General features: G+C 68.3%; 24 protein-coding genes. 18 read left to right on the top strand and 6 right to left on the bottom strand.

The window, feature by feature from the left end; translation table 11 throughout:
- Positions 1-21: 21 nt before the first annotated feature.
- On the top strand, positions 22-1,644 hold the full coding sequence (locus MLGJGCBP_RS43355; protein WP_201453362.1) for a flavin-containing monooxygenase: 1,623 nt from the start codon (positions 22-24) through the stop codon (positions 1,642-1,644).
- A 72-nt stretch (positions 1,645-1,716) separates the two neighbouring features.
- Here the strand turns inward: MLGJGCBP_RS43355 and MLGJGCBP_RS43360 are convergent, their stop codons facing one another.
- Positions 1,717-2,223: a hypothetical protein gene (locus tag MLGJGCBP_RS43360; protein ID WP_160103779.1), complete on the bottom strand. Its 507-nt coding sequence runs from the start codon at positions 2,221-2,223 to the stop codon at positions 1,717-1,719.
- 227 nt (positions 2,224-2,450) lie between these two features.
- On the opposite strand from MLGJGCBP_RS43360, the gene MLGJGCBP_RS43365 reads away from it, so the two are divergent.
- The 5 genes from MLGJGCBP_RS43365 (at position 2,451) to MLGJGCBP_RS43385 (ending at position 7,702) form a co-directional block, all read left to right on the top strand.
- Positions 2,451-3,611: a Rieske 2Fe-2S domain-containing protein gene (locus MLGJGCBP_RS43365; protein ID WP_160103781.1), complete on the top strand. Its 1,161-nt coding sequence runs from the start codon at positions 2,451-2,453 to the stop codon at positions 3,609-3,611.
- 28 nt (positions 3,612-3,639) lie between these two features.
- Positions 3,640-4,821 carry an acyl-CoA dehydrogenase family protein gene (locus MLGJGCBP_RS43370; RefSeq protein WP_160103783.1) on the top strand — a complete coding sequence of 394 codons (1,182 nt, stop codon included), beginning with the start codon at positions 3,640-3,642 and terminating at the stop codon, positions 4,819-4,821.
- Positions 4,822-4,858: 37 nt separating this feature from the next.
- Positions 4,859-5,764, top strand: a complete 906-nt coding sequence (bphC, locus tag MLGJGCBP_RS43375; RefSeq protein WP_160103785.1) for a biphenyl-2,3-diol 1,2-dioxygenase — start codon at positions 4,859-4,861, stop codon at positions 5,762-5,764.
- Between the two features lie 172 nt (positions 5,765-5,936).
- Positions 5,937-6,728 carry an IclR family transcriptional regulator gene (locus MLGJGCBP_RS43380; protein ID WP_087558042.1) on the top strand — a complete coding sequence of 264 codons (792 nt, stop codon included), beginning with the start codon at positions 5,937-5,939 and terminating at the stop codon, positions 6,726-6,728.
- A gap of 20 nt (positions 6,729-6,748) precedes the next feature.
- Complete coding sequence (locus MLGJGCBP_RS43385) at positions 6,749-7,702, top strand: alpha/beta hydrolase (RefSeq protein ID WP_160103787.1); 954 nt, start codon at positions 6,749-6,751, stop codon at positions 7,700-7,702.
- Here the strand turns inward: MLGJGCBP_RS43385 and MLGJGCBP_RS43390 are convergent.
- The gene (locus MLGJGCBP_RS43390) at positions 7,699-8,430 is read right to left on the bottom strand and encodes a PadR family transcriptional regulator (RefSeq protein ID WP_160103789.1); all 732 of its coding nucleotides are present in this window, start codon (positions 8,428-8,430) and stop codon (positions 7,699-7,701) included. The genes MLGJGCBP_RS43385 and MLGJGCBP_RS43390 overlap by 4 nt on opposite strands.
- Positions 8,431-8,560: 130 nt before the next feature.
- Between MLGJGCBP_RS43390 and MLGJGCBP_RS43395 the strand changes: the two genes are divergently transcribed.
- From MLGJGCBP_RS43395 to MLGJGCBP_RS43435, 9 genes are all read left to right on the top strand, one after another.
- Complete coding sequence (locus MLGJGCBP_RS43395; RefSeq protein ID WP_160103791.1) at positions 8,561-9,079, top strand: flavin reductase family protein; 519 nt, start codon at positions 8,561-8,563, stop codon at positions 9,077-9,079.
- A gap of 139 nt (positions 9,080-9,218) precedes the next feature.
- Positions 9,219-10,895: an FAD-binding protein gene (locus tag MLGJGCBP_RS43400; protein WP_160103793.1), complete on the top strand. Its 1,677-nt coding sequence runs from the start codon at positions 9,219-9,221 to the stop codon at positions 10,893-10,895.
- On the top strand, positions 10,896-11,150 hold the full coding sequence (locus tag MLGJGCBP_RS43405) for a hypothetical protein (RefSeq protein WP_005251194.1): 255 nt from the start codon (positions 10,896-10,898) through the stop codon (positions 11,148-11,150).
- 12 nt (positions 11,151-11,162) lie between these two features.
- On the top strand, positions 11,163-11,963 hold the full coding sequence (locus tag MLGJGCBP_RS43410; protein WP_160103795.1) for a mycofactocin-coupled SDR family oxidoreductase: 801 nt from the start codon (positions 11,163-11,165) through the stop codon (positions 11,961-11,963).
- A 2-nt stretch (positions 11,964-11,965) separates the two neighbouring features.
- A complete protein-coding gene (locus MLGJGCBP_RS43415; RefSeq protein WP_124393932.1) occupies positions 11,966-12,796 on the top strand; it encodes a mycofactocin-coupled SDR family oxidoreductase in 831 nt (276 codons plus the stop codon).
- Positions 12,797-12,878: 82 nt separating this feature from the next.
- Positions 12,879-13,361 carry a nuclear transport factor 2 family protein gene (locus tag MLGJGCBP_RS43420; RefSeq protein ID WP_160103941.1) on the top strand — a complete coding sequence of 161 codons (483 nt, stop codon included), beginning with the start codon at positions 12,879-12,881 and terminating at the stop codon, positions 13,359-13,361.
- A complete protein-coding gene (locus MLGJGCBP_RS43425) occupies positions 13,361-14,122 on the top strand; it encodes an SDR family NAD(P)-dependent oxidoreductase (protein WP_160103797.1) in 762 nt (253 codons plus the stop codon). The genes MLGJGCBP_RS43420 and MLGJGCBP_RS43425 overlap by 1 nt, the downstream gene beginning before the upstream one ends.
- Before the next feature lie 273 nt (positions 14,123-14,395).
- The gene (locus MLGJGCBP_RS43430) at positions 14,396-15,262 is read left to right on the top strand and encodes a TauD/TfdA dioxygenase family protein (protein ID WP_087558032.1); all 867 of its coding nucleotides are present in this window, start codon (positions 14,396-14,398) and stop codon (positions 15,260-15,262) included.
- A 56-nt stretch (positions 15,263-15,318) separates the two neighbouring features.
- Complete coding sequence (locus tag MLGJGCBP_RS43435; RefSeq protein WP_160103799.1) at positions 15,319-16,854, top strand: phospholipase C; 1,536 nt, start codon at positions 15,319-15,321, stop codon at positions 16,852-16,854.
- A 10-nt stretch (positions 16,855-16,864) separates the two neighbouring features.
- Here the strand turns inward: MLGJGCBP_RS43435 and MLGJGCBP_RS43440 are convergent, their stop codons facing one another.
- Positions 16,865-18,280 carry an amino acid permease gene (locus MLGJGCBP_RS43440; RefSeq protein WP_160103801.1) on the bottom strand — a complete coding sequence of 472 codons (1,416 nt, stop codon included), beginning with the start codon at positions 18,278-18,280 and terminating at the stop codon, positions 16,865-16,867.
- A 256-nt stretch (positions 18,281-18,536) separates the two neighbouring features.
- On the opposite strand from MLGJGCBP_RS43440, the gene shiA reads away from it, so the two are divergent.
- Entirely contained in the window at positions 18,537-19,892 is a 1,356-nt protein-coding gene (gene shiA / locus MLGJGCBP_RS43445) for a shikimate transporter (RefSeq protein ID WP_160103803.1), read from the top strand.
- A gap of 25 nt (positions 19,893-19,917) precedes the next feature.
- Positions 19,918-20,796 carry a shikimate dehydrogenase gene (locus tag MLGJGCBP_RS43450; RefSeq protein ID WP_160103805.1) on the top strand — a complete coding sequence of 293 codons (879 nt, stop codon included), beginning with the start codon at positions 19,918-19,920 and terminating at the stop codon, positions 20,794-20,796.
- Positions 20,797-20,800: 4 nt separating this feature from the next.
- On the opposite strand, the gene MLGJGCBP_RS43455 is transcribed toward MLGJGCBP_RS43450, so the two are convergent.
- On the bottom strand, positions 20,801-21,580 hold the full coding sequence (locus tag MLGJGCBP_RS43455; protein WP_160103807.1) for an IclR family transcriptional regulator domain-containing protein: 780 nt from the start codon (positions 21,578-21,580) through the stop codon (positions 20,801-20,803).
- 42 nt (positions 21,581-21,622) lie between these two features.
- Positions 21,623-22,990, bottom strand: coding sequence for a DUF2252 domain-containing protein (locus MLGJGCBP_RS43460; protein ID WP_160103809.1), 1,368 nt, complete (start codon positions 22,988-22,990; stop codon positions 21,623-21,625).
- A gap of 195 nt (positions 22,991-23,185) precedes the next feature.
- Here MLGJGCBP_RS43460 and MLGJGCBP_RS43465 point away from each other — a divergent pair, with 195 nt between their 5' ends.
- Complete coding sequence (locus MLGJGCBP_RS43465; protein ID WP_160103811.1) at positions 23,186-24,262, top strand: PQQ-dependent sugar dehydrogenase; 1,077 nt, start codon at positions 23,186-23,188, stop codon at positions 24,260-24,262.
- A gap of 44 nt (positions 24,263-24,306) precedes the next feature.
- Here MLGJGCBP_RS43465 and MLGJGCBP_RS43470 read toward each other — a convergent pair whose 3' ends face one another.
- Positions 24,307-24,633 carry a hypothetical protein gene (locus MLGJGCBP_RS43470; protein ID WP_160103813.1) on the bottom strand — a complete coding sequence of 109 codons (327 nt, stop codon included), beginning with the start codon at positions 24,631-24,633 and terminating at the stop codon, positions 24,307-24,309.
- Between the last annotated feature and the right edge of the window lie 98 nt (positions 24,634-24,731).

The following is a 24,731-nucleotide window of genomic DNA, read 5'->3' on the forward strand; positions in this document are numbered from 1 at the left end:
GTTGATGCTCGGGCGAATCGGATCGGCGACGTGGACGCGGTCGTCGTCGGCGCGGGATTCGCGGGTCTGTACGCCGTCTACAAACTGCGGAGCCTGGGCCTGACGGTCCAGGGTGTCGAGGCCGCGGGCGGCGTCGGCGGAACATGGTACTGGAACCGCTATCCCGGCGCCCGGTGCGACGTGGAAAGCGTCGACTACTCGTACTCGTTCTCGCGGGAACTCGAGCAGGAGTGGGACTGGAGCGAGAAGTACGCCACCCAGCCGGAGATTCTGGCGTACATCGATCACGTCGCGGACCGGTTCGACCTCCGCGACCGCTTCCTGTTCGGCACCCGCGTGATCTCCGCGGAACTGGACGAGGACACGCTGCGGTGGGAGGTGCGCACCGACCGTGGCGACGTCCTGTCCGCCCGGTACTGCGTCTTCGCGACCGGGGCGTTGTCCACCGCGAACTTGCCGAACATCCCGGGACGCGAATCCTTCACGGGCGACACGCATCACACCGGGCACTGGCCGCACGAGGGTGTCGACTTCACGGGCCGGCGGGTCGGGATCATCGGCACCGGATCCTCGGGCATCCAGTCGATTCCCGTCATCGCCGAGCAGGCAGATCACCTGTACGTGTTCCAGCGCAGCGCCAACTACAGCGTCCCTGCAGGCAACGAGACGTGGGACGACGAGATGCGGCGCGCGATCAAGGCCGGGTACGACGAGCGCAGGCGGCTGTCCCGGGAGAGCGGCGGCGGGTCGCCGTACAACGCGCACCCGAAGTCGGCACTGGAGGTGTCCGAGGAGGAACGCCGTGACGCCTACGAGACGCGCTGGAAGCTCGGCGGGGTGCTGTTCGCGAAAACCTTTCCGGACCAGACGAAGACCGAGGCCGCCAACGCGACCGCGCGGGCGTTCGCGGAGGAGAAGATCCGCCGCCTCGTCGACGACCCCGCGGTCGCGGACAAGCTGATCCCGAACGATCACCCCATCGGCACCAAGCGGATCGTCACCGACACCCACTATTTCGAAACGTACAACCGGCCGAACGTCACCCTGGTGGATCTCAAAGCGGCGCCGATCGAGTCGATCACCCCGTCGGGGATCACCACCGCCGACGCCGATTACGGACTCGACACGCTGGTGTTCGCCACCGGATTCGACGCCATGACCGGAGCCCTCGATCGCATGCGGATCGTGGGCCGGAACGGTGTGTCCCTCGCCGAGTACTGGAGTGAGGGACCGAAAACCTATCTGGGTCTGGGTGTTCCGGGGTTCCCGAACCTGTTCGTCGTGACGGGGCCGGGCAGCCCGTCGGTGCTGGCGAACATGGTGCTCGGCGCCGAGCAGCACGTCGACTGGATCGCGGACTGCATCGCGCACCTGTGGGAGAAGGACTACGACGCGGTCGAGGCGTCGGTCCCGGCCACCGAGCAGTGGGTGGAGCACTGCCGCGAGCTTGCCGCGCAGACCCTGTTCCCGCTCGCGAACTCCTGGTACATGGGCGCCAACATTCCGGGCAAACCCCGCGTGTTCATGCCGTACATCGGGGGCTTCGGCGCGTACGGGCGGATCTGCGCCGACGTCGCGGAGGAGGGATTCCGCGGGTTCGAGTTCAGCCGGTCCCGCACGAGGCTCGCCGACCCGGTGTGGTAGTCGCCCAGACATTGGTCAGCCGCGCAGGCAATTGCCTGTGCGGCTGACCAATTCGTGGGATGCGGATTGCGCTCAGTCGGGTAGCGCGTACGTGGCCCAGGCCCCGGCGAGCACGTCCCCGTCGAGCGTGCACGTGACGGTGACGTCGGTCATGCGCACACCGTCCTGGACGTACGTCTGCTGCAGCGAAGACGTGAAGTCCGCCTCGGCCGGCACGGCCCGCCGGATGCGGGTGCGGAACCTGCGGAGGTCGCCGGGGAACTGCTCGGCGCAGTGGCGTTCGAGCACGTCGGCCGACCGGTCGTCCGGTGTCGCGGCACCGGTGAAGCTGTTCGTCCAGAACTCGAAGACCAACTGCTCGTCGCGGTTGCGGAAGCGGATCAGCAGGTCGTGATCGTCTGCCCTGCAAACCTGCGCGAACAGGGCGTCGTCCGCGGTCGGGTGCGGTCGGAGCAGCAGGAAGTCCTGCTCGACGGCGGCACCTGGTTCGGGGGCGACGACCATCCCGTCCGGGACGGCGTCGGCACAGAGCCGGCGGATCTCCGCTGTGCACGGCTGCGAAGAGATGAGTGCGGCCATCGTTCCTCCCAAATCGCGGGGTCTGTAGTCCGCACGGTAGTCGCCGCGGCCGGGAAACGGGGGCCGTGGTCCCTGTGATCGGGACGCGGAAAACCCGCCGCGGCCACTCGATACGAAAGCCTCTCGCTCAGTGGGAGAGTCGGGTACCGCAACGGACCGTGTGCGCCGACTATGAGCTACACCACACCCCGAGGGTGTTCTTGACGTACAGCGAGGCGGAGGTAGACATGGCGCGCAACAGTGCCGGTGACGGCGACGAAGTCCGGATGATCGAAGTGGGATCGGCACCAACGCGTTTCGCGCGAGGGTGGCACTGCCTGGGTCTGGCGAAGACCTTCAGGGACGGCACCCCGCACCAGATCGACGCGTTCGGCACGTCGCTGGTGGTGTTCGAAACGTCCGACGGCACCCTCAGCGTGCTCGACGCCTACTGCCGCCACATGGGCGGCAATCTGGCGCACGGCACCGTGAAGGGCGACTCCATCGCCTGCCCGTTCCACGACTGGCGCTGGGGCGGCAACGGGAAGTGCGCCGGAATCCCGTATGCGCGCCGCGTCCCTCCGCTGGCACGGACGCGGGCGTGGACGACCATCGAGCGCAACGGGCAGCTCTACGTCTGGAACGACCCGCAGGGCAACCCGCCTCCCGCCGACGTGACGATTCCCGAGATCGAGGGATTCGGCTCGTCGGAATGGACCGACTGGACCTGGAATTCGCTGCTCGTCGAGGGTTCGCACTGCCGCGAGATCGTCGACAACGTGGTCGACATGGCGCACTTCTACTACGTCCACTTCTCGTTCCCGCGCTACTTCAAGAACGTCTTCGAAGGGCATGTGGCCACCCAGTACATGCAGTCGACGCCCCGCCACGACATCTCGGTGGGCACCAGCTACGACGACCCCAATTCCACGCTGCGCTCGGACGCGTCGTACTTCGGCCCGTCCTACATGATCGACAAGCTGTGGAGCGAGGCGAACGGCATGATGATCGAGACGGTGCTGATCAACTGCCACTACCCGGTCAGCGCCGATTCGTTCGTCCTGCAGTGGGGCGCCATGGTGAAGAAGCCCGAGGGGCTGTCGGACGAGATGGCGAACGGCATGGCGGCCCAGTTCGCGGAGGGCGTGGAGCTCGGGTTCAAGCAGGACGTCGACATCTGGCTGAACAAGTCGCGCATCGACAACCCGCTGCTGTCGGAGGAGGACGGGCCGGTGTATCAGCTGCGCCGCTGGTACCAGCAGTTCTACGTGGACGTCGAGGACATCACCGAGGACATGACCAAGCGCTTCGAATTCGAGATCGACACCACCAGGGCGGTGCAGAGCTGGGAGGCGGAGGTTGCCGACAACCTCGCCAACGGCGTCGTCCCGCTCGACACCAACGCCTGAGCCGGCTCAGAGAAGAAGGACACGACAGATGACCCACGAGGTTCTCGACAACATCATGGCGATCGCGGACCAGCTCCGCGATCAGGCGCCCGAGGCCGAGCGGATCGGCCGGCTGCCCGACGAGACGGCGAAGAAGCTCCGCGAGGCCGGCCCGATCAAGCTCCTCCAGCCGGGTACGTACGGCGGATTCGAGGCGCATCCGCGGGAGTTCGCGGAGACGGTGATGGCCGCGGCGTCGCTCGACCCGGCCACGGGATGGGTGTGCGGCATCGTCGGGGTGCACCCCTGGCAGCTGGCGTTCGCCGATCCGAAGGTGCAGGAGGAGGTGTGGGCGGCCGATTCCGACACCTGGATGGCCTCGCCGTACGCACCGACCGGGATCGCGACCCCCGTCGACGGCGGTTACCTGTTCAGCGGACGCTGGCAGTTCTCCTCGGGCACCGATCACTGCGACTGGATCTTCCTCGGCGCGATGCTCGGCGACAAGGACGGCGCCATGGCGCTGCCGCCGAAGATGCTGCACATGATCCTGCCGCGCAGTGACTACGAGATCGTCGAGGACTCGTGGAACGTCGTCGGGCTCAAGGGCACCGGGTCCAAGGACATCATCGTCCGGAACGCCTTCGTCCCCGACTACCGGGTGATGGACGCCGACGAGGTCATGAACGGCACGGCGGTGCAGAAGTTCGGGCGCACCGAGACCCTGTACAACATGCCGTGGTCGACGATGTTCCCGCTCGGAATCTCCTCCGCCGTGGTGGGAATCGCGGAGGGCGCCCTGGCTGCCCACCTCGACTACCAGCGCGACCGTGTCGGTGCGCAGGGCACCGCGATCAAGGACGACCCCTACGTGCTGTTCGCGGTGGGTGAGGCGGCGGCCGACATCAACGCCGCCCGGCAGGAACTGCTCGCCAACGTCGACAGGATCTGGGACCTCGTCGAATCGGGCAAGGAGGTCACGTTCGAGGACCGCGCGGCGGGACGCCGCACCCAGGTGCGGGCGGCGTGGCGGGCGGTCACCGCCGTCGACCAGATTTTCGCCCGCTCGGGCGGCAACGCGCTGCGCATGGACAAGCCCCTGCAGCGGTACTGGCGGGACGCGCACGCCGGCCTGGCGCACGCGATCCACGTGCCGAGCACCGTGTACCACGCATCGGCGCTCAGTTCGCTCGGCCTCGACCCGGCCGACAACCTCAAGTCGATGATCTGACCGCCGACCGATCTCGAAAACAGCAGAAGGACAACACATGACAGATATCAAGGGCCTGGGTTACGTCAAGATCCAGACCAACGACCTGGAGCGCTGGCGCACGTTCGCATTCGACGTCCTCGGATTCGCCGAGGGGTCGGGACCGGACGAGGACGCCCTCTACCTCCGCATGGACGAGCGGGCGGCGCGCATCGTGATCGTGCCGGGGGAGACCGACGAGGTCGTGACCATCGGGTGGGAGGTCCGTGATCATGCGGGCCTGGTCCGCGTCCAGGAGGCGGTCGAGGGCGCAGGCATCGCCGTCAAGCCGCTGTCGGTGGAGGAGGCCGACGCACGGCGCGTCGAGGAGGTCGTCACGTTCCAGGACCCGACGGGCGCGACGGTCGAGATCTTCCACGGCGCCGTCCTCGACCACAGCCCGGTGGTCACCCCGTTCGGGGCGAAGTTCGTGACCGGGGCGCAGGGCCTCGGCCACGTCGTGCTGCCGGTGATGGACTTCGGCGGAGCGTTCGACTTCTACACCGAGGTGCTCGGCTTCCTTCCCCGCGGCGCGTTCCGCATCCCGGCGCCGCCGGAGTTCGGGCCGATGCGGGTGCGCTTCCTCGGCGTCAACGAGCGGCACCACAGCCTGGCGCTGTGCCCCGCACCGCACGGTGGTGCGCCGGGACTGGTGCACATCATGGTGGAGGTCGACACGCTCGACGCCGTCGGGCAGGCACTCGACCGCGTCGTCAAGGACGGGTTCTCCGTCTCCTCGACGCTCGGCCGGCACACCAACGACAAGATGGTGTCGTTCTACGTGCGCGCGCCCGGCGGCTGGGACGTCGAGTTCGGCACCGAGGGCATGAAGGTGGACGAGAAGTACTACTCCGCGGAAGAGATCACCGCCGACAGCTACTGGGGCCACGACTGGTCGGGGAGTGAGCCGCTGGCGGCGATGTAAGGGGTGTCCGGGCCCGGTGTGCGTATCCACTCGATGCGCGCACCGGGCCTTTCGGCTGTTCGGGGGCTGTGCCACGAAGCACTATTGCAAATAGGTATATGCCTATTTATAGTAAGTGTCGCCAGTCACACAGCGCGGCGCCGCACCGAGCAACGCCGCTACGGAGGTCCCCATGACGACGACACTCAGCCCCACCCCCACCGCCGGCCTCGATCGCGCCGCCCTTCTCCTCGACGCCTTCGACGGCCCGGGCAGGCTCACGCTCGCGCAGATCGTGCGCCGCACGGGGCTTCCGCGATCCTCCGCGCACCGGATGCTCGAGCGTCTCGTCCAGCTGCGGTGGCTCCGCCGGGAGGGCCGGGACTACGAACTCGGCATGCGGCTGTTCGAACTCGGGTCCCTCGCCGTGCACCAGGACCGCCTGCACCGGGCCGCGCTGCCCTTCCTGCATGAACTGCACCGCCTCACCGGGCACGCCGTGCACCTCGCGGTGCTGGAGGGGATCGACGTCGTCTACCTGGAGAAGATCGCCGGACGGTTCGGCGTCGGGCTGCCGTCCCGCGTCGGCGGCCGCCAGCCCGCGCACTGCACGAGCGTCGGCAAGGTGCTGCTGGCCCACGCACCCGAATCCGTGGTCGACCGTGTCGTCGAGGCCGGTCTGCCGCGCAGCACACGATTCAGCATCGACTCACCGGCCGCGTTCCGCGCCGAACTGCAGAAGACCCGCGAACGCGGGGCGGCATACGACCGCGAAGAGGATCTCGTGGGCGTCAGCTGCGTCGCGGTTCCCGTGGGCACCGACGACAACGTCGTGGCCGCCATCTCCGTGTGCGGTCCGAGCAGTCAGATCAAGCTCGATCACCGTCTGACCGCGCCGATTCGCATGTCCGCCAAGGGCACCTGGCGCAACTACATGTCGACCGCGACCCCCGCCGGCGGCCGCGCCGACCGGTACTCCGCCTGAGACGGGACCGAGGAGCGCAGATGCCGCTGGACGAGCAGGCCGAGACCATCCTCCGGGGACTCACCGAGAACTTTCCCCGGGTCGAGACCATGACCGGCGCCCAGGCTCGGGCGGCGACGAAGGCGGGACGCAAGGCCGTCGCCGACCCCGAGCCGGTCGGTGCTGTGTACGACCGAGAGATCCCCGGTGGGTCCGGATCGATTGCGGTAAGGATCTATTCGCCCGCCGGGACCTCCGCCGGGCCCCGCCCCGTCGTCGTCTTCTTCCACGGCGGCGGGTTCGTGATCTGCGACCTCGACAGCCATGACGGCTTCTGTCGCGCGATGTGCAACGGGATCGGCGCCGTCGTCGTCTCCGTCGACTACCGCCTGGCCCCGGAATCGCCGTGGCCCGCCGCGGCGGACGACGCCTACGCCGCGACGTGCTGGGTCGCGCGGCATGCCCGCGAATTCGGCGGCGACCCGGACCGCCTGCTCGTCGCCGGCGACAGCAGCGGGGGCAACCTCGCCGCCGTCACGGCGCTGATGTCCCGGGATCGGGGCGCTCCCGCCGTCGCCGGACAGGTGCTGATCTACCCGGTCGTGGAACCGGACTTCGACACCGAGTCCTACGTGCAGTTCGCGGAAGGCCACTTTCTCACCCGCGCTGCGATGCAATGGTATTGGGACCAGTACCTGCCCGCCCACCGCGAGACCGTGCCCACCTACGCCGCCCCGGTCCGGGCCGAGGACCTCGGCGGTCTCCCGCCCGCGGTCGTGATCACCGCCGAACGCGACCCGCTCCGATACGAGGGGGAGAAGTACGCCGCGGCGCTTGCCGACGCCGGCGTTCCCGTGCAGCTCGAACGGGTCCGGGGAATGTTCCACGGCTTCCTGACGATCGACGCGATGACCGCGGCGCAGCGGGTGCGGGAACAGCTGTGGCCGCAGCTTCGGAACCTGGTGGCCGAACGGGTGCACACCCCGTCCGACTAGGTCTCGGCCTCGTCGCCCGAATCCTGCGCCGCCTTCATGGCGGCCTGGTACTCCTGCTGAGCCGCCCTGGAACGCCGGATCGAATGCGATTCGGTCGGTTTCGGCACACCGGGATGCTCCGGCGTCCCTTCGCCGTGCATCCGCAGGGCGGCCTCGTCGATGTCGGCGAGCATCTGCTTCGCGAGTTCGCTCTCGGCGGCGTAGTAGCGCTCGGACCACTTGTTGACCATGTGCGCGAACGCCCACTCGGGTTCGACGGCGGAATCGCGGGCGTCGAGCGCGGCCTGCCTGCTCATCCCCTCCACATACGAGATGTGCTCTTCGAGGGCCTCTTTGAGCTGCTCCGGCTCCGTCAGGTGGCCGAGCCACATGCGCAGCATCACCCCGTGCTTGAGGACGGGCGGATCGATCGGCGCCTCCCGCGCCCAGCTGCGCATGACGGCCATACCGGCGTCGGTGATCTTGTACAGCCGCTTGGGTTTCACCCGCGCCTCGTCGTCGACGACGGTCCGCGACGTCACGTACCCCAGGTCTTCCAGCTTCTTCAGTTCCGAGTACACCTGACTGAACGACGGGCTCCAGTAGAAGAAACGCACACTGTACGAGGCCCATTTCTTGAGGTCGTAGCCGGACAGTTCCTCGCCGAACGACAGGATGCCGAGTACCGGCCAGCTCGTGGATCGGAGGCCGGCGAACCCGGAGCTCTGGGTGGGGTCGGACGAAGGCATTTCCCGAGCCTATCAACCGTGCGCCGCCGGCCGGTCGGCGCGAAACCCTGCCGCTGGGCGGGACGGGGCATTTCCCGCCCGCACGTGCCGCGGCCACGCTGAACGCAACCCGTCGATCCGAGGAGACACGATGACCCGAACCGAAGAACCCGCGCCGCCGGTGGTGCGCCGCATCGACCCCGCCGACCTCAAGTCGGTGCTCGGGCACTTCTGCACCGGCGTCACGGTGATCACCGCGCACGACGGCGAGACCCCGCACGGCTTCACGTGCCAGTCTTTCGTGTCGCTGTCGCTGGACCCGCCGTACGTGTCGTTCAGCCCCGCGCGGACGTCGACCAGCTGGCCACGGCTGCGGGCGAGCGAGCACGTGTGCGTCAACGTCCTCGCCTACGACCAGCGGGACGTGTGCGGGACGTTCGCGACGAGCGGCGCCGACAAGTTCGCCGGCGTCGGGTGGTCGCACGCCGGCAACGGCGCCCCCGCGCTGGACGGAGTGCTGGCCCGGGTGCAGGCGACCGTCGAATTCGAGCACGACGCCGGCGACCACACCATCGTCGTCGCGCGCGTGACCGGACTGGACGTGCTGCGGGACGTGCCGCCGCTCCTGGTATACCGCGGCGGCCTCGGCATCTTCACCGCCGCCACGTAGCTTTCTCCCGCTCCGCGTCGGTGCCGCTGTCTCCCGCTCCGCGTCGGTGCCGCCGTCTCCCGCTCGGCGGGAAGGGCTGTGGGAAAGAGCAATTGACAACGGCAGGATGTGATCGAGACCACTTCGGAAGGTGTGCACGATGAGCGTAGACGAGCAGAACTGGGACCGGGAGGTCGATCTCCTGGTGATCGGCAGCGGTGCGGGCGGCATGACCGCCGCCCTCGCCGGGGCCGAGCGGGGACTCGACACCCTCGTCGTCGAAAAGTCCGGCGTGTACGGCGGTTCGACGGCGCTGTCGGGCGGCGCCCTGTGGATTCCCAACTCGCCGATCCTCGTCCGTGAAGGCCGCGCCGACGACCCCGCCGACGTCCGGAAGTACCTGGAGTCGATCGTCGGCGACAGCGTGCCCGCCGAACGCCTCGACGCGTACATCGAGCAGGGCCCGGCGATGATGCGGTTCTTCGAACAGCACTGCCCGCATCTCCGGTTCTCCTGGTGCGAGGACTATTCCGACTATCACCCCGAGAACGTGGGCGGACGCCCGAAGGGGCGGACCGTCGAACCGCTGCCGTTCGACATGAACCAACTAGGCGCCGACGGCGAACAGCAGCGCCCGAACTCCCTCGCCATGCCGGGCGGGCTCTACATGACGTCCAGCGAGTTCCGGCACCTCAACATGTTCTTCCGCACCTGGGCCGGCCGCAGGACCGCACTCGGTGTCGGCTGGCGTTCGGTGGTCGCGATGGTGCGGCGCAGGCGGATGGAAACCCTCGGGCAGGCCCTCGTCGGCCGGCTGCGGCTCAGTCTCCAGGAAGCCGGCGTCCCGCTGTGGCTGAACTCCCCGCTGAAGAGGCTGATCACGGACGAGGCCGGGGCCGTCACGGGCGCGGTCGTCGAGTCCGGAGAGCGGGAGTTGCGCATCCGCGCCCGCCGCGGCGTCATGATGGCCACCGGTGGATTCGAGCAGAGCGAGGAGATGCGGAAGCGGTACCTCCGGGAGGGCGGCAAGGACAACTACAGTGCCGGCTCGCCCGACAACACGGGCGACGGAATCGTGGCCGGCGAGCAGGTCGGTGCCGCCGTCGACCTGATGGACGACGCCTGGTGGATGCCGTCGTTCCGGCGCCCGGACGGCATCATGCACGTCCTGGTGTCGGAGCGGTCGATCCCGCCGTCGCTGATCGTCGACCAGAACGGCAAGCGGTTCACCAACGAGGCGTCCCCGTACGTGTCGTTCGTCCACGACCAGATCGCCGGCGGGCACGACCCGGTGTGGTTCGTGTTCGACTCGAAGGCCAAGAGCCGCTACCAGTTCGGTGGTGTGATGCCCGGGCAGAAGTTCCCGGCCGAATGGTTCTCCACGGGACTGATGCTGCGTGCGGAGACCCTCGGCGAACTCGCGCAGCAGATAAGCGTGCCCGCCGACGCGCTGTCCGCCGAGATCACCCGGTTCAACGGGTTCGCCCGGGCGGGCGTCGACGCCGACTTCGGTCGTGGCGACAGCGCGTACGACCGGTACTACGGCGACCCGGGGCTGCCCAACCCGACCCTGGACGAGGTGGACAAGGCCCCGTACTACGCGGTGCGGATGGAGGCAGGCGACCTCGGCACCAAGGGCGGACTCGTGTGCAACGAGCACAGCCAGGTACTGACCGGCAGCGGCGAACCGATCCCCGGGCTGTACGCCACCGGAAACACGTCGGCGTCCGTGATGGGCAACGACTACGCGGGCGCCGGCGCGACGATCGGCCCCGCCATGGTGTTCGGCTGGGTCGGTGCACGGCACGCGGCAGCCACTGCAGAGGCGGTGAGCTGAGTGCTTCCCGTCGAATGCCGGCGCTGCGGTAACGCGGTGCTCGTGGAGAAATACAGCGAGGCGCACACGAGCGTGCAGTGGCTGGGCGACGCCGAGCAGACCTGCCCGGAGTTCGCGCTGCGTGCGCAGGAGGGGGAGCACTCGATGTTCGTCCCCACGTGCGGCGCGCTGCGCGGATCGATCGACGACGCGGTGGAGGACGGGCGGGTGGGGCTCTCCCTGCGCAGCTACCCGACCCCCGGCCGCCTGGACTAGAGGGGACAACCGATGTCACGGATGGCAGGCAAGATCGCCTTCATCACCGGTGCCGGAAACGGCATGGGACGCAGTCACGCGGTCCGGCTCGCGGAGGAGGGCGCCGACGTCATCGCCGTCGACCTTCCGTCGGCCGCAACCGATCTCGACGAAACCCGAAGGCTGGTGGTCGAACTCGGCCGCCGGGCGGTCGTGGCCCACGCCGATGTGCGGGACCCGTCGGCGCTGCGGGCGGCCGTCGACGCCGGAGTCGCCGAACTGGGGCCCCTCGACGTCGTCGTCGCGAACGCCGGTGTCTGCGACAACCCCGGCCCGGCCTGGACGATCGACGACGAGATCTGGCACCGCTCGCTCGACGTCAACCTCACCGGCGTCTGGAACACGGCGACCGCCGCGGTCCCGGCGATGCGCGACGGCGGCGGATCCGTCGTGATCGTCAGTTCGACTGCAGGCATCAAGGCGGTGGCCGGGGCCGCCCACTATTCGGCGTCCAAGACCGCCGTGGTCGGGTTGGCCCGGACCCTCGCCAACGAACTCGGACCGCAGTTCATCCGGGTGAACGTGCTGCACCCCGGTGCCGTCGGCACCCGCATGACCCTGAACCCGGAGACGATGGCACGGCTGCGGCCGGACCTCGAGAACCCGACCCGTGACGACGTCGTCCCCGTCCTCGCGGCCAACCACGTCCTGCCCGTTCCGTGGCTGGACTCGCGGGACGTCAGCAATGCGCTGCTGTTCCTCGCCTCGGACGAATCGCGATACATCACCGGCACACAACTCGTGGTCGACGCCGGACTGACCCAGAAGGTGTAGAGATGACAGGTCGAGTGAACGGAAGAGTCGTCCTGGTCACCGGTGCCGCGCGCGGGATCGGCCGGGCGCAGGCACTGCGGTTCGCGCAGGAGGGCGCGGACGTCGTGGCCGTCGACCTGTGCGGTCCGGTCGGCACGGTGGTGACGCCCCCGGCGAGCCCGGAGGATCTCGAGGTGACCGCGAAACTGGTCCGGGACACGGGCCGCCGGATCGTGACAGCGCAGGTGGACGTGCGCGACGGAACGGCGCTCGCCGACGCGGTGACGGCCGCGGCCGGGGAACTGGGCGGGCTGGACTTCGTGTGCGCCACGGCGGGCATCACGTCCTCGGGTGCTGCGCTGGAACTCGATACGCAGACGTGGCAGACGATGCTCGACGTCAATCTGACGGGGGTGTGGCAGACGTGCAAGGCGGCGGCCCCGCACCTGATCGAGCGGGGCGGCGGGGCGATGATCCTGACGAGTTCCATCGCCGGTCTGCGCGGACTCGTCGGCGTCGCGCACTACACCGCGGCCAAGCACGGCGTGGTGGGCCTGATGCGGTCGCTGGCCAAGGAACTCGCGCCGCACCGGGTGCGGGTCAACAGCGTGCATCCCACCAACGTCGACACGGACATGATCCAGAACGACATGGTGCGGCGGGCGTTCCGGCCCGACCTCGAGCACCCCACCCGGGAGGAGTTCGCGGCGGCCGCGGTGACGATGAACATGCTGCCGATTCCGTGGATCGAACCGGTAGACGTGGCCAACGCCGCGCTGTTCCTGGCCTCGGACGAGGCGCGGTACATCACGGCGGTCGCTCTGCCGGTCGACGCGGGCAGCGTCAGTAGATAGCAAATCCCCGAGTCCGCCCCGACACCTGTCGATCCGTGGTAGAACAGGTGTCAGTTTTGGGGGCGGACGAAGGGTGAATGCCGTGGATCTCGAGGCCGTCGCCGCGATCAGCAGGCTCAAGTACGCGTATCTGCGGGCCCTGGATACAAAATGCTGGGACGAGTTCGCCGACACCCTCCTTCCCGACGCGACCGCGAACTACGGCGAGCATCTCGCGTTCGAGTCGCGGGACGCGCTGGTCGAGTTCATGAAGTCGAATCTGGGGCCGCAGACCATCACCGAGCATCACTGCGGTCACCCGGAGATCGACGTCGACGGCGACACGGCGACGGGTCGGTGGTTCCTGTCCGACACCGTGCTGATCCCGGAACACGACATGGTGCTGCGCGGAGCGGCGTACTACTCCGACCGCTACGTCCGCGGGCCGGACGGTCGATGGCGGATCGCCCACACCGGATACGAGCGCACATACGAGGCGGTGATGTCGCTGGCCGACATTCCCAGCTTCCGGCTGACGGCCAACCGGTGGGCAGCCGACACGGAATCAGCGAGAGGGGACGCGTGATGGGGACGCTGGACGGCAAGGTCGCACTGATCACCGGCGCCGGTCAGGGCGTGGGAGCCGGGATGGCGTTCGCGCTGGCCAAGGAGGGTGCGCGGATTGCGGTGGTCGGGCGCACGGAAGCGAAACTCGTCGACACGTGCGCCGCCATCGCCGACTTCGGCGGCGTGGCCGAGCCGATCGTCTGCGACGTCAGCAAACGCGATCAGCTGGGTCCGATGGTCGACCGCGTCGTTGACGTGTTCGGCGGGATCGACATTCTCGTCAACAATGCCAACGCGAGCGCGCTCGGACCGCTCCTGGAGATCACTCCGAAGCTTCTCGACCGCGCGATGGCCGTCGGACCGGTGGCCACCCTGTTCCTCATGCAGCTGTGCTACCCGCAGCTCAAGGCGCGCGGCGGCGGCTCGATCATCAATCTCGTCAGCTCGTCGGCGGTGCGCTGGGACACGAGCGGCTACGGGCTGTACGCGGCCACCAAGGAGGCGATGCGTTCGCTCACCCGGACCGCGGCCAGCGAATGGGGTCCGGACGGCATCCGCGTCAATGCGATTGCGCCGCACGCACTGTCCCCGGGCCTGAAGTGGTGGACGGAGACCAATCCGGAGGAGGCCGCGGAGTTCGTGAAGTCGATTCCGCTCGGCCGGATCGGTGATTGCGAACGTGACATCGGGCGCGCCGTCGTGTTCCTCGTGGGTCCCGACGCCGGTTACCTGTCGGGGGCCACCATCCCGCTGGACGGCGGTCAGGCGCGCTGGAGCTGATCGCGCGCGATGGCCCCGCGCTTGCTCATTTCCCTCCTATCCGGTAGGAATTGCTTCGTGCATACGACTCACCTGGTGCGACGCCTGACCGTCGACCTGTGCCGTACGTGCGCCAACATCTGTTGTTGCTGATGGCCCCGGCGCGCGTACCGCGTGCTGTCCATTCCTCGGTAGCCTCCGGCATCCGGTAATTCCTCACGCATTCTCCGCGTTCGCAGGTCCGGGCCGGTCCTCCCGTACCCAGGCACGATCCACCTTTCGCGGAAAGACATCATGAGCACTGCATTCGAAACCAGGACTGCGTCGCTGACGCTCGACAAGTTCGGCCCGTCGTTCGGGGCCGAGATCATCGGACTGGACGTCGCGTCCGCCACCGACGCCGAGGTGGCCGCGATCCGTTCGGCGTTGACCGAGCACAAGGTGCTGGTCCTGCGGGGCCAGTCGCTCGACGACTCCGGCCACATCGAGTTCGGTCGCCGGCTCGGCCGGCTGACCGCGGGCCACCCCGTCCACGACAGCGGCAACGTCGCCCGGGAGGTGTACGCGCTCGACAGCCAGGACAACGGTTTCGCCGACGTGTGGCACACCGACGTCACGTTCATGAAGCGGCCACCGCTCGGGTCGATCCTCCGTCCCGTCGTCCTCCCACCACACGGCGGCGACACCAACTGGGCCGACAGCCAACTGGCGTACGAGTCGCTGTCGCTGCCGATCCGGCAGATGATCGACCAGTTGACCGCGGTCCACGACGGCAACCGCGAATTCGGGTACTACCTCGCGCAGAAGCGCGGCGGCAAGGGAAACATCTGGGACGGTGAGGAAGTCACGGCACTCGTGCCCGTCGAGCATCCCGTCGTGCGGGTGCACCCGGAGACGGGCCGCAAGGGCATCTTCGTGAACCCGGGCTTCACGTCCCACATCGCCGGAGTGTCCGAGGCGGAGAGCCGGGGCATCCTCGACTTCCTGTACGCCCACCTCACCAAACCGGAGCACGTGGTGCGGCACCGCTGGCGTCTCGGCGACCTTGTGCTGTGGGACAACCGGAGCACCGCGCACTACGCCAACCGCGACTACGGAACCCAGCACCGCGTCATGCACCGCATCACGCTGGAAGGCGATGTGCCGGTGGGCCCGCAGTAGGGCAACGTGCGCATTCACCGGGCGGGCGGCGTCCGCAGCGACTAGCGTCACGATCCGTGACCCCGGCATCGGACATCTCACGACGCAAGTTCCTCGCCTCCGCCGCAGCGGCAGGCGGCGCCGCATTCCTCAGTTCGTGGGCTGGTCCGGTGATCGACCGGGCGTACGCACAGGATCCGGGTGGCAGCGGGTCGCTCAGCGACATCGAGCACTTCGTCTACCTCATGCAGGAGAACCGCTCGTTCGACCACTACTACGGCACGCTGTCCGGGGTGCGCGGGTTCGACGACCCGTCACCGGCGTGGCAGCAGTACGGCTGGACGCCGGGCACCGGGCCCACCCCGACCGGGTTCCTCAACCCATTCCGGCTCGACACCACGCAGGGCACACACCTCGACGGCGAGTGCATCAACGACCCCACCCATGCGTGGGGTCCGCAGCACGACGCGTGGAACGGCGGCGCGATGGACCGGTGGATGCCGGTGCACATCGCGCACGAGGGGCCGCTCAACGGTCCCGCCACGATGGGCTACTACACGCGGGCCGACATTCCCGTGCACTACGACCTCGCCGACGCCTTCACGATCTGCGACCACTACTTCTGCTCGGTGCTCGGGCCGACGGACCCGAACCGGCTGTACTGGATGACGGGAACCATCGACCCGGACGGGCTGGCGGGCGGTCCGCTCGTCGAGACGCCGACGGTGATCCCGAGGTTCGCCTACTCCTGGCGCACCTATCCGGAGAACCTGCAGGAGGCCGGCGTCAGCTGGAAGGTGTACGCCAACAAGGACCTCGGACCGGTGTCGAGTGTCGCGCTCGACGGGATGCTCGGTTGCTTCACGCAGTACAGCGACCCGAATTCGGAACTCGCCCGCCGCGGGCTCGATCCGACGTACCCGAACGACTTCCGCGCCGATGTCGCGAACGGCACCCTGCCCGCGGTGTCCTGGATCGTCCCCAACATCTTCACGTGCGAGCACCCGGCGCTGCCCCCGGCCGCGGGCGCGGTCGGGATCGTCGAGGTGCTCGACATCCTCACGGCAAACCCGGCGATCTGGGAGAAGACGGCGCTGATCATCAGTTACGACGAGAACGGCGGCTTCTTCGACCACGTCACCCCGCCCACACCGCCGCCGGGCACGCCGGGCGAGTACCTGACGGTCCCGTTGAACACGGTGTCGGAGAGCGAGAACAATCCGGGCCCGATCGGCCTCGGTTTCCGGGTGCCGTCGCTGATCATCTCCCCGTACAGCCGCGGCGGACTCGTCGCGTCCGACACGTTCGACCACACGTCGCAACTGAGACTGCTCGAGACGCGGTTCGGTGTTCCCGTCCCCAACCTCACCGACTGGCGTCGCGGCGCGGTCGGCGACATGACGTCCGCGTTCGACTTCTCGTCGGCACCGAACGCCGGCGTTCCCGCGATGACCGATCCCGGGCCACGCCTGCAGGCGGCGATCGCCCAGTGCGGGCCCAACGTGGCCGCGGGAACGCTCAACGCCGGTGCGCCCTACCCGGTTCCGCCGAATCAGATGCCGGTGCAGGAACCGTCGCCGCTGCGGCGTCGGCCCAGCGGGCTGATCGTGTAGCGACCCGCGTTCAGAGGCGGACGTCGACCGTTTCTTCGCCGGAAGTCGTGGGATCCGGCGCCTCGTCGGTGACCCGGCGGGTCCGCTGACGGTAGATCCCGATTCCGACCACCACGGCGGCGAGTCCCATCGAGACGTACATCTGGCTCCTGGTCTCCGGCAGCACGAGCATGCCGATGCAGAGCGCGATGATGGCGGCGATGGTGCACCACGTCAGATACGGGAACAGCCACATCTTCAGCGTCAGGTCCTTGCCCTCCGCCTCGAGGCGGCGACGCATGCGCAGCTGGGACACCGAGATCGCCAGCCACACGAACAGGGCGATCGCGCCCGACGAGTTGACGAGGAACAGGAACACGGTGTCCGGGTACAGGTAGTTCAGGCCCACGGTCAGGAATCCCACGACCGTCGAGACGAGCACGGCCTGGCGCGGAACGCCGGACGACCCGATCTTCGCCAGCGAGGCCGGGGCGTCGCCGCGACGGGAGAGCGAGAAGATCATGCGGCTCGCCGTGTACAGGCCGGAGTTCAGGCAGGACAGCACGGACGTGAGCACGACGACGTCCATGATGTTGCCTGCCGCCGGGATGCCGAACGAGTCCATGACCGCGACGTACGGACTCAGCGCGACGGAGGCGTCGTCCCAGGGGAGAAGCGTCACGACGATGGCGATCGACCCGATGTAGAAGATGAGGATGCGCCACACGACGGACCGCACGGCGTTGCGCACCGCGGCGACGGGGTTCGCGGATTCACCGGCCGCGATGGTGGCGATCTCGGCGCCGAAGAAGGAGAACACGACCACGAGCACTGCCGCAAACACGGCACCGGCCCCGTTGGGGAAGAACCCCCCGTGCCCGGTGAGGTTGGTGAGTCCGGGTGCTTCGACACCGGGCAGGAACCCGCAGATCGCGAGGATGCCGAGCCCCAGGAAGATGACGATCGCCGCGACCTTGATCGACGCGAACCAGAACTCGAACTCGCCGAACGACTTCACGGACGCGATGTTCGTCAGCGTGAGCAGCACCATCAGGATCAGTGCCCAACTCCACTGCGGGACGTCGGGGACCCAGCGGTTCATGATGACGGCGCCCGCCGTCGCCTCGATGCCGAGGACGATGATCCAGAACCACGCGTAGAGCCAGCCGATGCTGAATCCCGCCCACCGGCCGATCGCCTGGTCCGCGTACGCGGAGAACGAACCGGTCTCGGGGTTGGCGGTCGACATCTCGCCGAGCATGCGCATCACGAGAATGACGACGATGCCGGCGAGTGCGTAGGCGACCAGAACGCCGGGGCCCGTCTCGCGGATCGCGACCCCGGAGCCCACGAAGAGGCCTGCTCCGATCACCCCCGCGATAGCGATCATCGAGAGGTGCCGCTTCTTCAGCGTGTGCTGAAGCTGCGGATCGGTGGTTCCTGACATGGAGAAATCCCTTCGGCGCTACTCCGGATGTGATGTGCGTCGCTGATTCGAAAAAGTGTGGACGAGCCGCGGCGGCCGCGGAACTGCCGATTCGGTGAATTTCGGGCGGCTGGGATAGACGAAACGGCAGTACCCACGCATCTGCGCGGCCTTGACAACGCGGAAACGCTATGGCTACCGTCACATTATTCAACCAGCGGACACGCGTTCGGCATACGAACACCGGGTCCGGCATCAACCTGGACGGGACATCGGAATGAGCGATCACGCCTTCACCCCGGCGGCCGAGAAGCAGGCGCGCAGAGCAGCGCTGAGCAGCTTCGTCGGCGCGGTCATCGACTGGTACGACTTCCTGCTCTACGGCCTGGTAGCGGCACTGGCCTTCAACTCGGAGTTCTTCCCGAACGTCAGCCCGGCGATCGGAACGCTCGCCGCGTTCGCGACGTTCGGCGTCGGATTCCTGTTCCGCCCGCTCGGCGGCGTGGTGTTCGGCCACTACGGCGACCGCATCGGACGCAAGCGGATGCTGATCCTCACCGTGCTGATCATGGGCACGAGCACCGCCCTGATCGGACTGCTGCCGTCCTTCGCGTCGATCGGCTGGTGGGCGCCGGCCCTGCTCGTCGCGTTGCGCGCCATCCAGGGCTTCGCCGTCGGTGGCGAGTGGGGTGGGGCCGCGCTGATGGCCGTCGAGAGTGCGCCGCCGAAGAAGAAGGCGTTCTACAGCAGCGGCGTGCAGGTCGGGTACTCGGTCGGACTCATCCTCGCCACCGGATTCGTCATGCTCATGAGCAACCTGACCACCGAGGACGCGTTCAGCCAGTGGGGTTGGCGTGTTCCGTTCATCGCCAGCGTCGTCCTGGTCGGAATCGGTCTGTGGATCCGCGCCGGAGTCCAGGAGAGCCCCGAATTCGTCGAGAAGGTAGAGAAGGTCGAAGAGGCGAACCCGGAGGAGAAGAAGCGGATCCCGCTCGTCGAGGCACTGCGCAACCACCCGAAGGCGTTCCTCCAGATCATCGGCCTGCGTTTCGCCGAACTGTTCTCCATGTACATCGTGACCACGTTCGCGCTCAGCTACTCCACCCAGGAACTGGGGATGGAGCGCAACTTCATGCTCAACGTCGGTCTGCTCGTCGGCGCCGTCGGTATCGGCACCATCCCGCTGTTCGCCTGGCTGTCCGACAAGCACGGCCGTCGCCGCGTCTACATCCTCGGCGCACTGATCGGCGCGGTATGCGCGTTCCCGTTCTTCATCTTCCTCGAGCACGGATCGATGATCGGCACCGTCATCCTGGCCGTGCTCCTCGTCAACATCTCGCACGACATGGTCGTCAGCGTGCAGCAGCCGCTGTTCACCGAGATGTTCGGGGCGGAATACCGGTACAGCGGTGCGGGCGTCGGATACCAGGTGGCCAGCGCGATCGGCGGCGGCTTCACCCCGTTCATCGCAGCGGCCCTGGTCACCGCGAGCGGCGGGTCCTGGCACCTCGTGGCCGTGTACCTGGCAGGCGGCTGCGTCGTCAGCGCCGTGATCGCGTGGCGACTCCAACCCGATTCGAGTGCCGACGCGGCGGACGCCGCCACGGCCGCGAAGCTCGAGAACGCGCACTGAGCCGGTAGACGAGGAGGCGACGGTCATGGCAGCACAGTCGGTGCTCTGCGGACTCATCGGAGACGGGATCGACGGTTCGTTCTCACCCGCACTGCACGAGGCCGAAGGGCACGCGCAGGGCATGAACTACGTGTACCGCCTCCTCGACCTCGAGCGTCTGCACGGGGCGGCCGCCACCGTCGAGGGCATCATCGACCTCGCACGGCAGTGGGGGTTCGACGGGCTCAACGTCACCCACCCCTACAAACAGCAGGTGATGGCGTACCTCGACGAATTGTCGCCGGACGCCGCGCGACTCGAGGCCGCCAACACCGTGGTGTTCACCGGGGGCAGGGCCGTCGGGCACAACACGGACTGGTCCGGATTCGGCAGCAGCCTGGGCCGTGAACTGCCGGGTGCGAGCCTCGACCGGGTCGTGCAGATCGGGGCCGGCGGCGCCGGGGTCGCCGTCGCCTACTCGGCGCTCACCCGGGGCGCCGGGCACCTCACCGTGACCGATGTCGACCTCGACCGTGCCGAACACTGCCGGGACACGATGCGAAAATTGTTTCCCGGCAGCGTCGTCGACGCGGTCCCGGCCTCGGAGATCGCCGGGCCGCTCGCGGAGGCGTCCGGTCTGATCAACGCCACCCCCATCGGCATGGTCGGATTCCCCGGCACCCCCGTGCCCACAAAACTGCTGCGCCCCGACCTGTGGGTCGCCGACGTGATCTACCGGCCGATCGAGACGCCACTGATCCGGGCGGCCCGCGCGCTCGGTGCGCCCACCCTCGGCGGCGCAGGCATGAACGTCTTCCAGGCCGCCGACGCGTTCCAGCTGTTCACCGGTGTCGCACCGGATTTCGAGCGCATGTACGCGCACGTGCTGACGCTCGTCGAGCAGCAGTCCCGGCGCGCCGCGTAGGCGGTCAGCCCAACGACAGGTCGGAACCGATCCGCTCCGCCGTCGCGACGAGTTTCGGCACGACCGTCGACTCGACGTCGGCGCGCGTGTACTGGGTGCCCTGCAGCGAGGAGTTGAGGGCGGCGACGACGACGCCCGACCGGTCGCGGATGGGAACGGCCGCACCGCGGATGCCGACCTCCAGTTCGTTCTCCGACATCGACCAGCCGTCCGCGGCGACCTCCCCGACCGCGGTGCGCAGTTGGTCGGCGTCCGAGATCGTCTGCGGGGTGAACGACTGGAACGTGGTGGTCTTCAGGTAGTCGTCGAGGGCGTCGGCCGACAGACCCGCCAGCAGCACCCGCCCCGTGGACGTCGCGTACGCGGGGAAGCGCATGCCCACCGTGATGGAGATGCGGATGATCCGAGGCGAGCGGACCCGCGCCACGTACACCACGTCGGGGCCGTCGAGGATGGTGACGGAGATGGTCTCACCCAGTTCCTTCGCGAGAGCCTCGATGTGCGGATCGGCGACCTGCGGCAGTCGCAGCGCGGCGAGATACGAGAAACCGAACCGCAGCACCCGGGGTGTGAGCGAGAAGTTGCGGCCGTCGAGACGCAGGAAACCCTTGTCCACCAAAGTGAGCAGAATGCGGCGCGCCGTGGAGCGGGTGATCCCGACGCTCTGCGCCACCTCGCTCAGGGTGCGCTCCCGGTGCTCCGCGTCGAAGCATTCGAGGACGCTCAGACCGCGGTCCAGGGACTCGAGGAAGTACCGTTCACCCGATGCCGGCTGCTCGGCCACGTCAGCAGCCACCTGTTTCGCACACGCCGTCATGGTACCGGTCTAGAGACCGGTCTCCGCGGGAAGCCGCCCCGCCTTCACCGCCGCCCGCAGCGCGTCGTGATCCTTCTCGGACTGGTCCGCATACAGGCGGGCCCAGGCGGTGATCGCCAGGTCGAACGTGTCCCCGTTGCCGAGATATCCGGCGACGAACGCTGATCCGGGGCTTTGACTGTGCGCGCGGGCGAGCATCGTCCCGCACAGCGCCGCATACCTCACCGACTGCGCCGGTTCCAGGGTCTGCAGGTCGACGGACCCCTTCATGTCGCGGAACTGCCGCAGGTAGAAGTCGCGCCGGTGTCCGTCGTCGCCTTCGACGTCGCGAACCCACCCCAGAAACGGGTCGGACTGCGCCTGGAGAATTCGCTGCGCGCCGACGACGCGGGAGCCCTGGCCCTTCTCCGCGACCGCGCGAATGATCGAGTCCGGTGCGGTCGCGACCTTCCCGTGCGTCTCCAGAACCGACCGCGGTGCCTCCTTGGCCTGCAGGAAGAGCGGCTCGCCTGCCGGTCCCTGCAGCAGCAGCAACCAGCAGCGGGTTCCGACGCTGCCCACACCCACGATGCGCATCGCGTAATCGACCACCTCGTACTGCGTCAGCAACAGTCGAACGTCCGCGCGCAGGGTGTCGAGATACAAGCGGTACAACTCGGTGATGCGGTCCAGGTCGTATTTCGTCGAATGTCGGATGACGGGGAACTGGTCGACGATGTACGGCTTGCCGTCCTCCTCCATGGTGGTCAGCTTCCGGAGGACCTGGTCGGACGTCCGCTTGCGGGCCTTCTCGGTGACCGCCCGGATCTGTTGCTGCTGCGCGCCCGCGTCGTGCTCGAGGACGTCCGTCTCCTCCTGGAAGTAGTACCGCTCCGTGGCGGTCAGCCGGAACAATGTCCTCAGGGTGTTGCGGTACGAGCGGACGGCGGCGCCCGTGGCGTCGGCGCACTGCGGCTCGGTGTACGAGTTGGCGCGCCCGTGGATCCACACGCTCGCGGCGAGCCGGCGCACATCCCACTCCCACGGTGCCGGATATGCCTCGTCGAAGTCGTTGAGGTCGAACAGCATCCGGCGTTCCGGTGAGGCGAACAGCCCGAAGTTCGCGAGGTGCGCGTCGCCCGAGGCGATGACCTGACACCCGGTGACCGGTGAGTCGGCGAGATCGTGCGCCATCATCGCGGCCGACCCGCGGTACAGCGCGAACGGTGACTCGAGCATCCGTCCGACCCGGATCGGCACGAGGGACTGCAGCCGGGTGGTGTTCTGCTCTTCGATCACCGCCACCGGGTCGCGCTCCGGAAGGGCGAATGCGCCCTGCGCTTTGCGGGAAAGCGATTCGCGTGCGGCCTTACCGGCCGAGCGTCGGGCATCGATCACCGTGGTCCTACCGGCTCGGGAAGACGTGGCCATGGTTCGAGTCTAGGCACCGGCCGCCGCCTGCTGCGCAATATTCGAGGGCGAGGGCTGCCGGCCGTCACCTCCCCATGTGAGTGGCATTGCGTGCTCGAAGACACTTTGCCACTCACCTGGGGGAGTATGGACAGGGTGCGGTCGCGCGACGGGAGGACATCCATGGGACAGCGACTTTGCGCGGCCACCGCGGCGCTGGTGGTCGTCGCGTGCGCGGCCTGCCAGTCCGAGGGGAGTTCGGCGCAGGTGTCGACGACCGGTGCGGCCGCCGCGCCGTCCGCGGGCGAGCCGGCCGTCGTCGCGTCCGACCTCGACGTGCCGTGGGGGATAGCGTTTCTGCCGGACGGGACGGCACTGATCGCGGAACGGGACAGCGGCGCCATCCGGCACCTGCAGGCGGACGGGAGCACCACCGTGATCGGCGAGGTGCCCGGTGTGTCGGCGCAGGGCGAATCGGGACTGCTGGGCCTGGCCGTCTCGCCCGACTACGCGACGGATCGGACAATCTACGCATACCTGACCACCGGCGACGACAACCGGGTGGTCTCCCTGAGCTTCGACGGCCGTGGCCTCGGCGAGCCGGTCCCGATCCTCACCGGCATCCCCGCCGGATCGATCCACGACGGCGGCCGGATCGCGTTCGGCCCGGACGGCAAGCTGTACGTCGCCACCGGTGAAGCCGGCGACCGGCCGCGCGCCCAGGACCCGTCCTCGCTCGGCGGCAAGATCCTGCGCATCGACCCCGACGGATCGATCCCGGCCGACAATCCGACTCCCGGATCACCCGTGTGGTCGCTCGGGCACCGCAACGTGCAGGGCCTCGCGTGGGACGCCGCCGGCAGGCTGTGGGCCACCGAGTTCGGCGCGAACACCTGGGACGAGCTGAACCTGATCGAACCCGGCGGCAACTACGGATGGCCGGAGGTCGAGGGACGGGCAGGCGAGGCGGGCTTCGTCGACCCGGTGATCCAATGGTCCACCGGCGAGGCGTCGCCGTCCGGTCTCGCCTTCCACGACGGCGCGCTGTGGGTCGCGGCGCTGCGCGGCGAACGACTGTGGCGGATCCCGGTCGGCGCAGACGGTGCGCTCGGTGAACCGCAGTCGCTGTTCGAGGGCGAATACGGCCGGCTGCGGACCGTAGTCGCGACACCCGACGGCGCCGTCTGGTTCAGCACCAGCAACCGCGACGGCCGCGGCGATCCGGGGGAGTCCGACGATCAAGTACTAGAGATCTCGTGAGTGCTTGTTAACCGCCGGCGGTTAACAAGTACTCACGGGGGCGGTCACGTCCAGGGCTGGACCGGCGGCGTGACCCACATGATCTTCTCGTCGCGGTGCACCGGGGTGGCGGCGGGATGGTCGGGGTGGCGCTGCGCCCAGTCCGTCTTCTGCTCGAGCAGTTCGACGACGGTGAGCCAGGTTTCCATGGTGCTCGGCGGGTTGGACCCGGCCGCCCGGGCGAGTTTGCGCAGCGTGCTGTCGGTGAGGTCGAGCAGTTCCTGACCGCTGATCCCGCGATCCCACACGTACCGTGCGAGTCCCATCGCCTTCTCGCGTCGCCGCTTCGCCGCGCCCTCGGTGTGCGCGAAGTCGACTTCCTGAGGTTCCATCGTCTTCCCTTCTCGTGCGCATCTCCACGGTAGGGCACCCGCGGGGCGGACCGGTATCGTGGGAGGACGATTCTCGCAGCAGACGCGAGTGGGCGGCG

Source organism: Rhodococcus sp. T7 (assembly GCF_009872365.1).
GTDB lineage: Bacteria > Actinomycetota > Actinomycetes > Mycobacteriales > Mycobacteriaceae > Rhodococcus_F.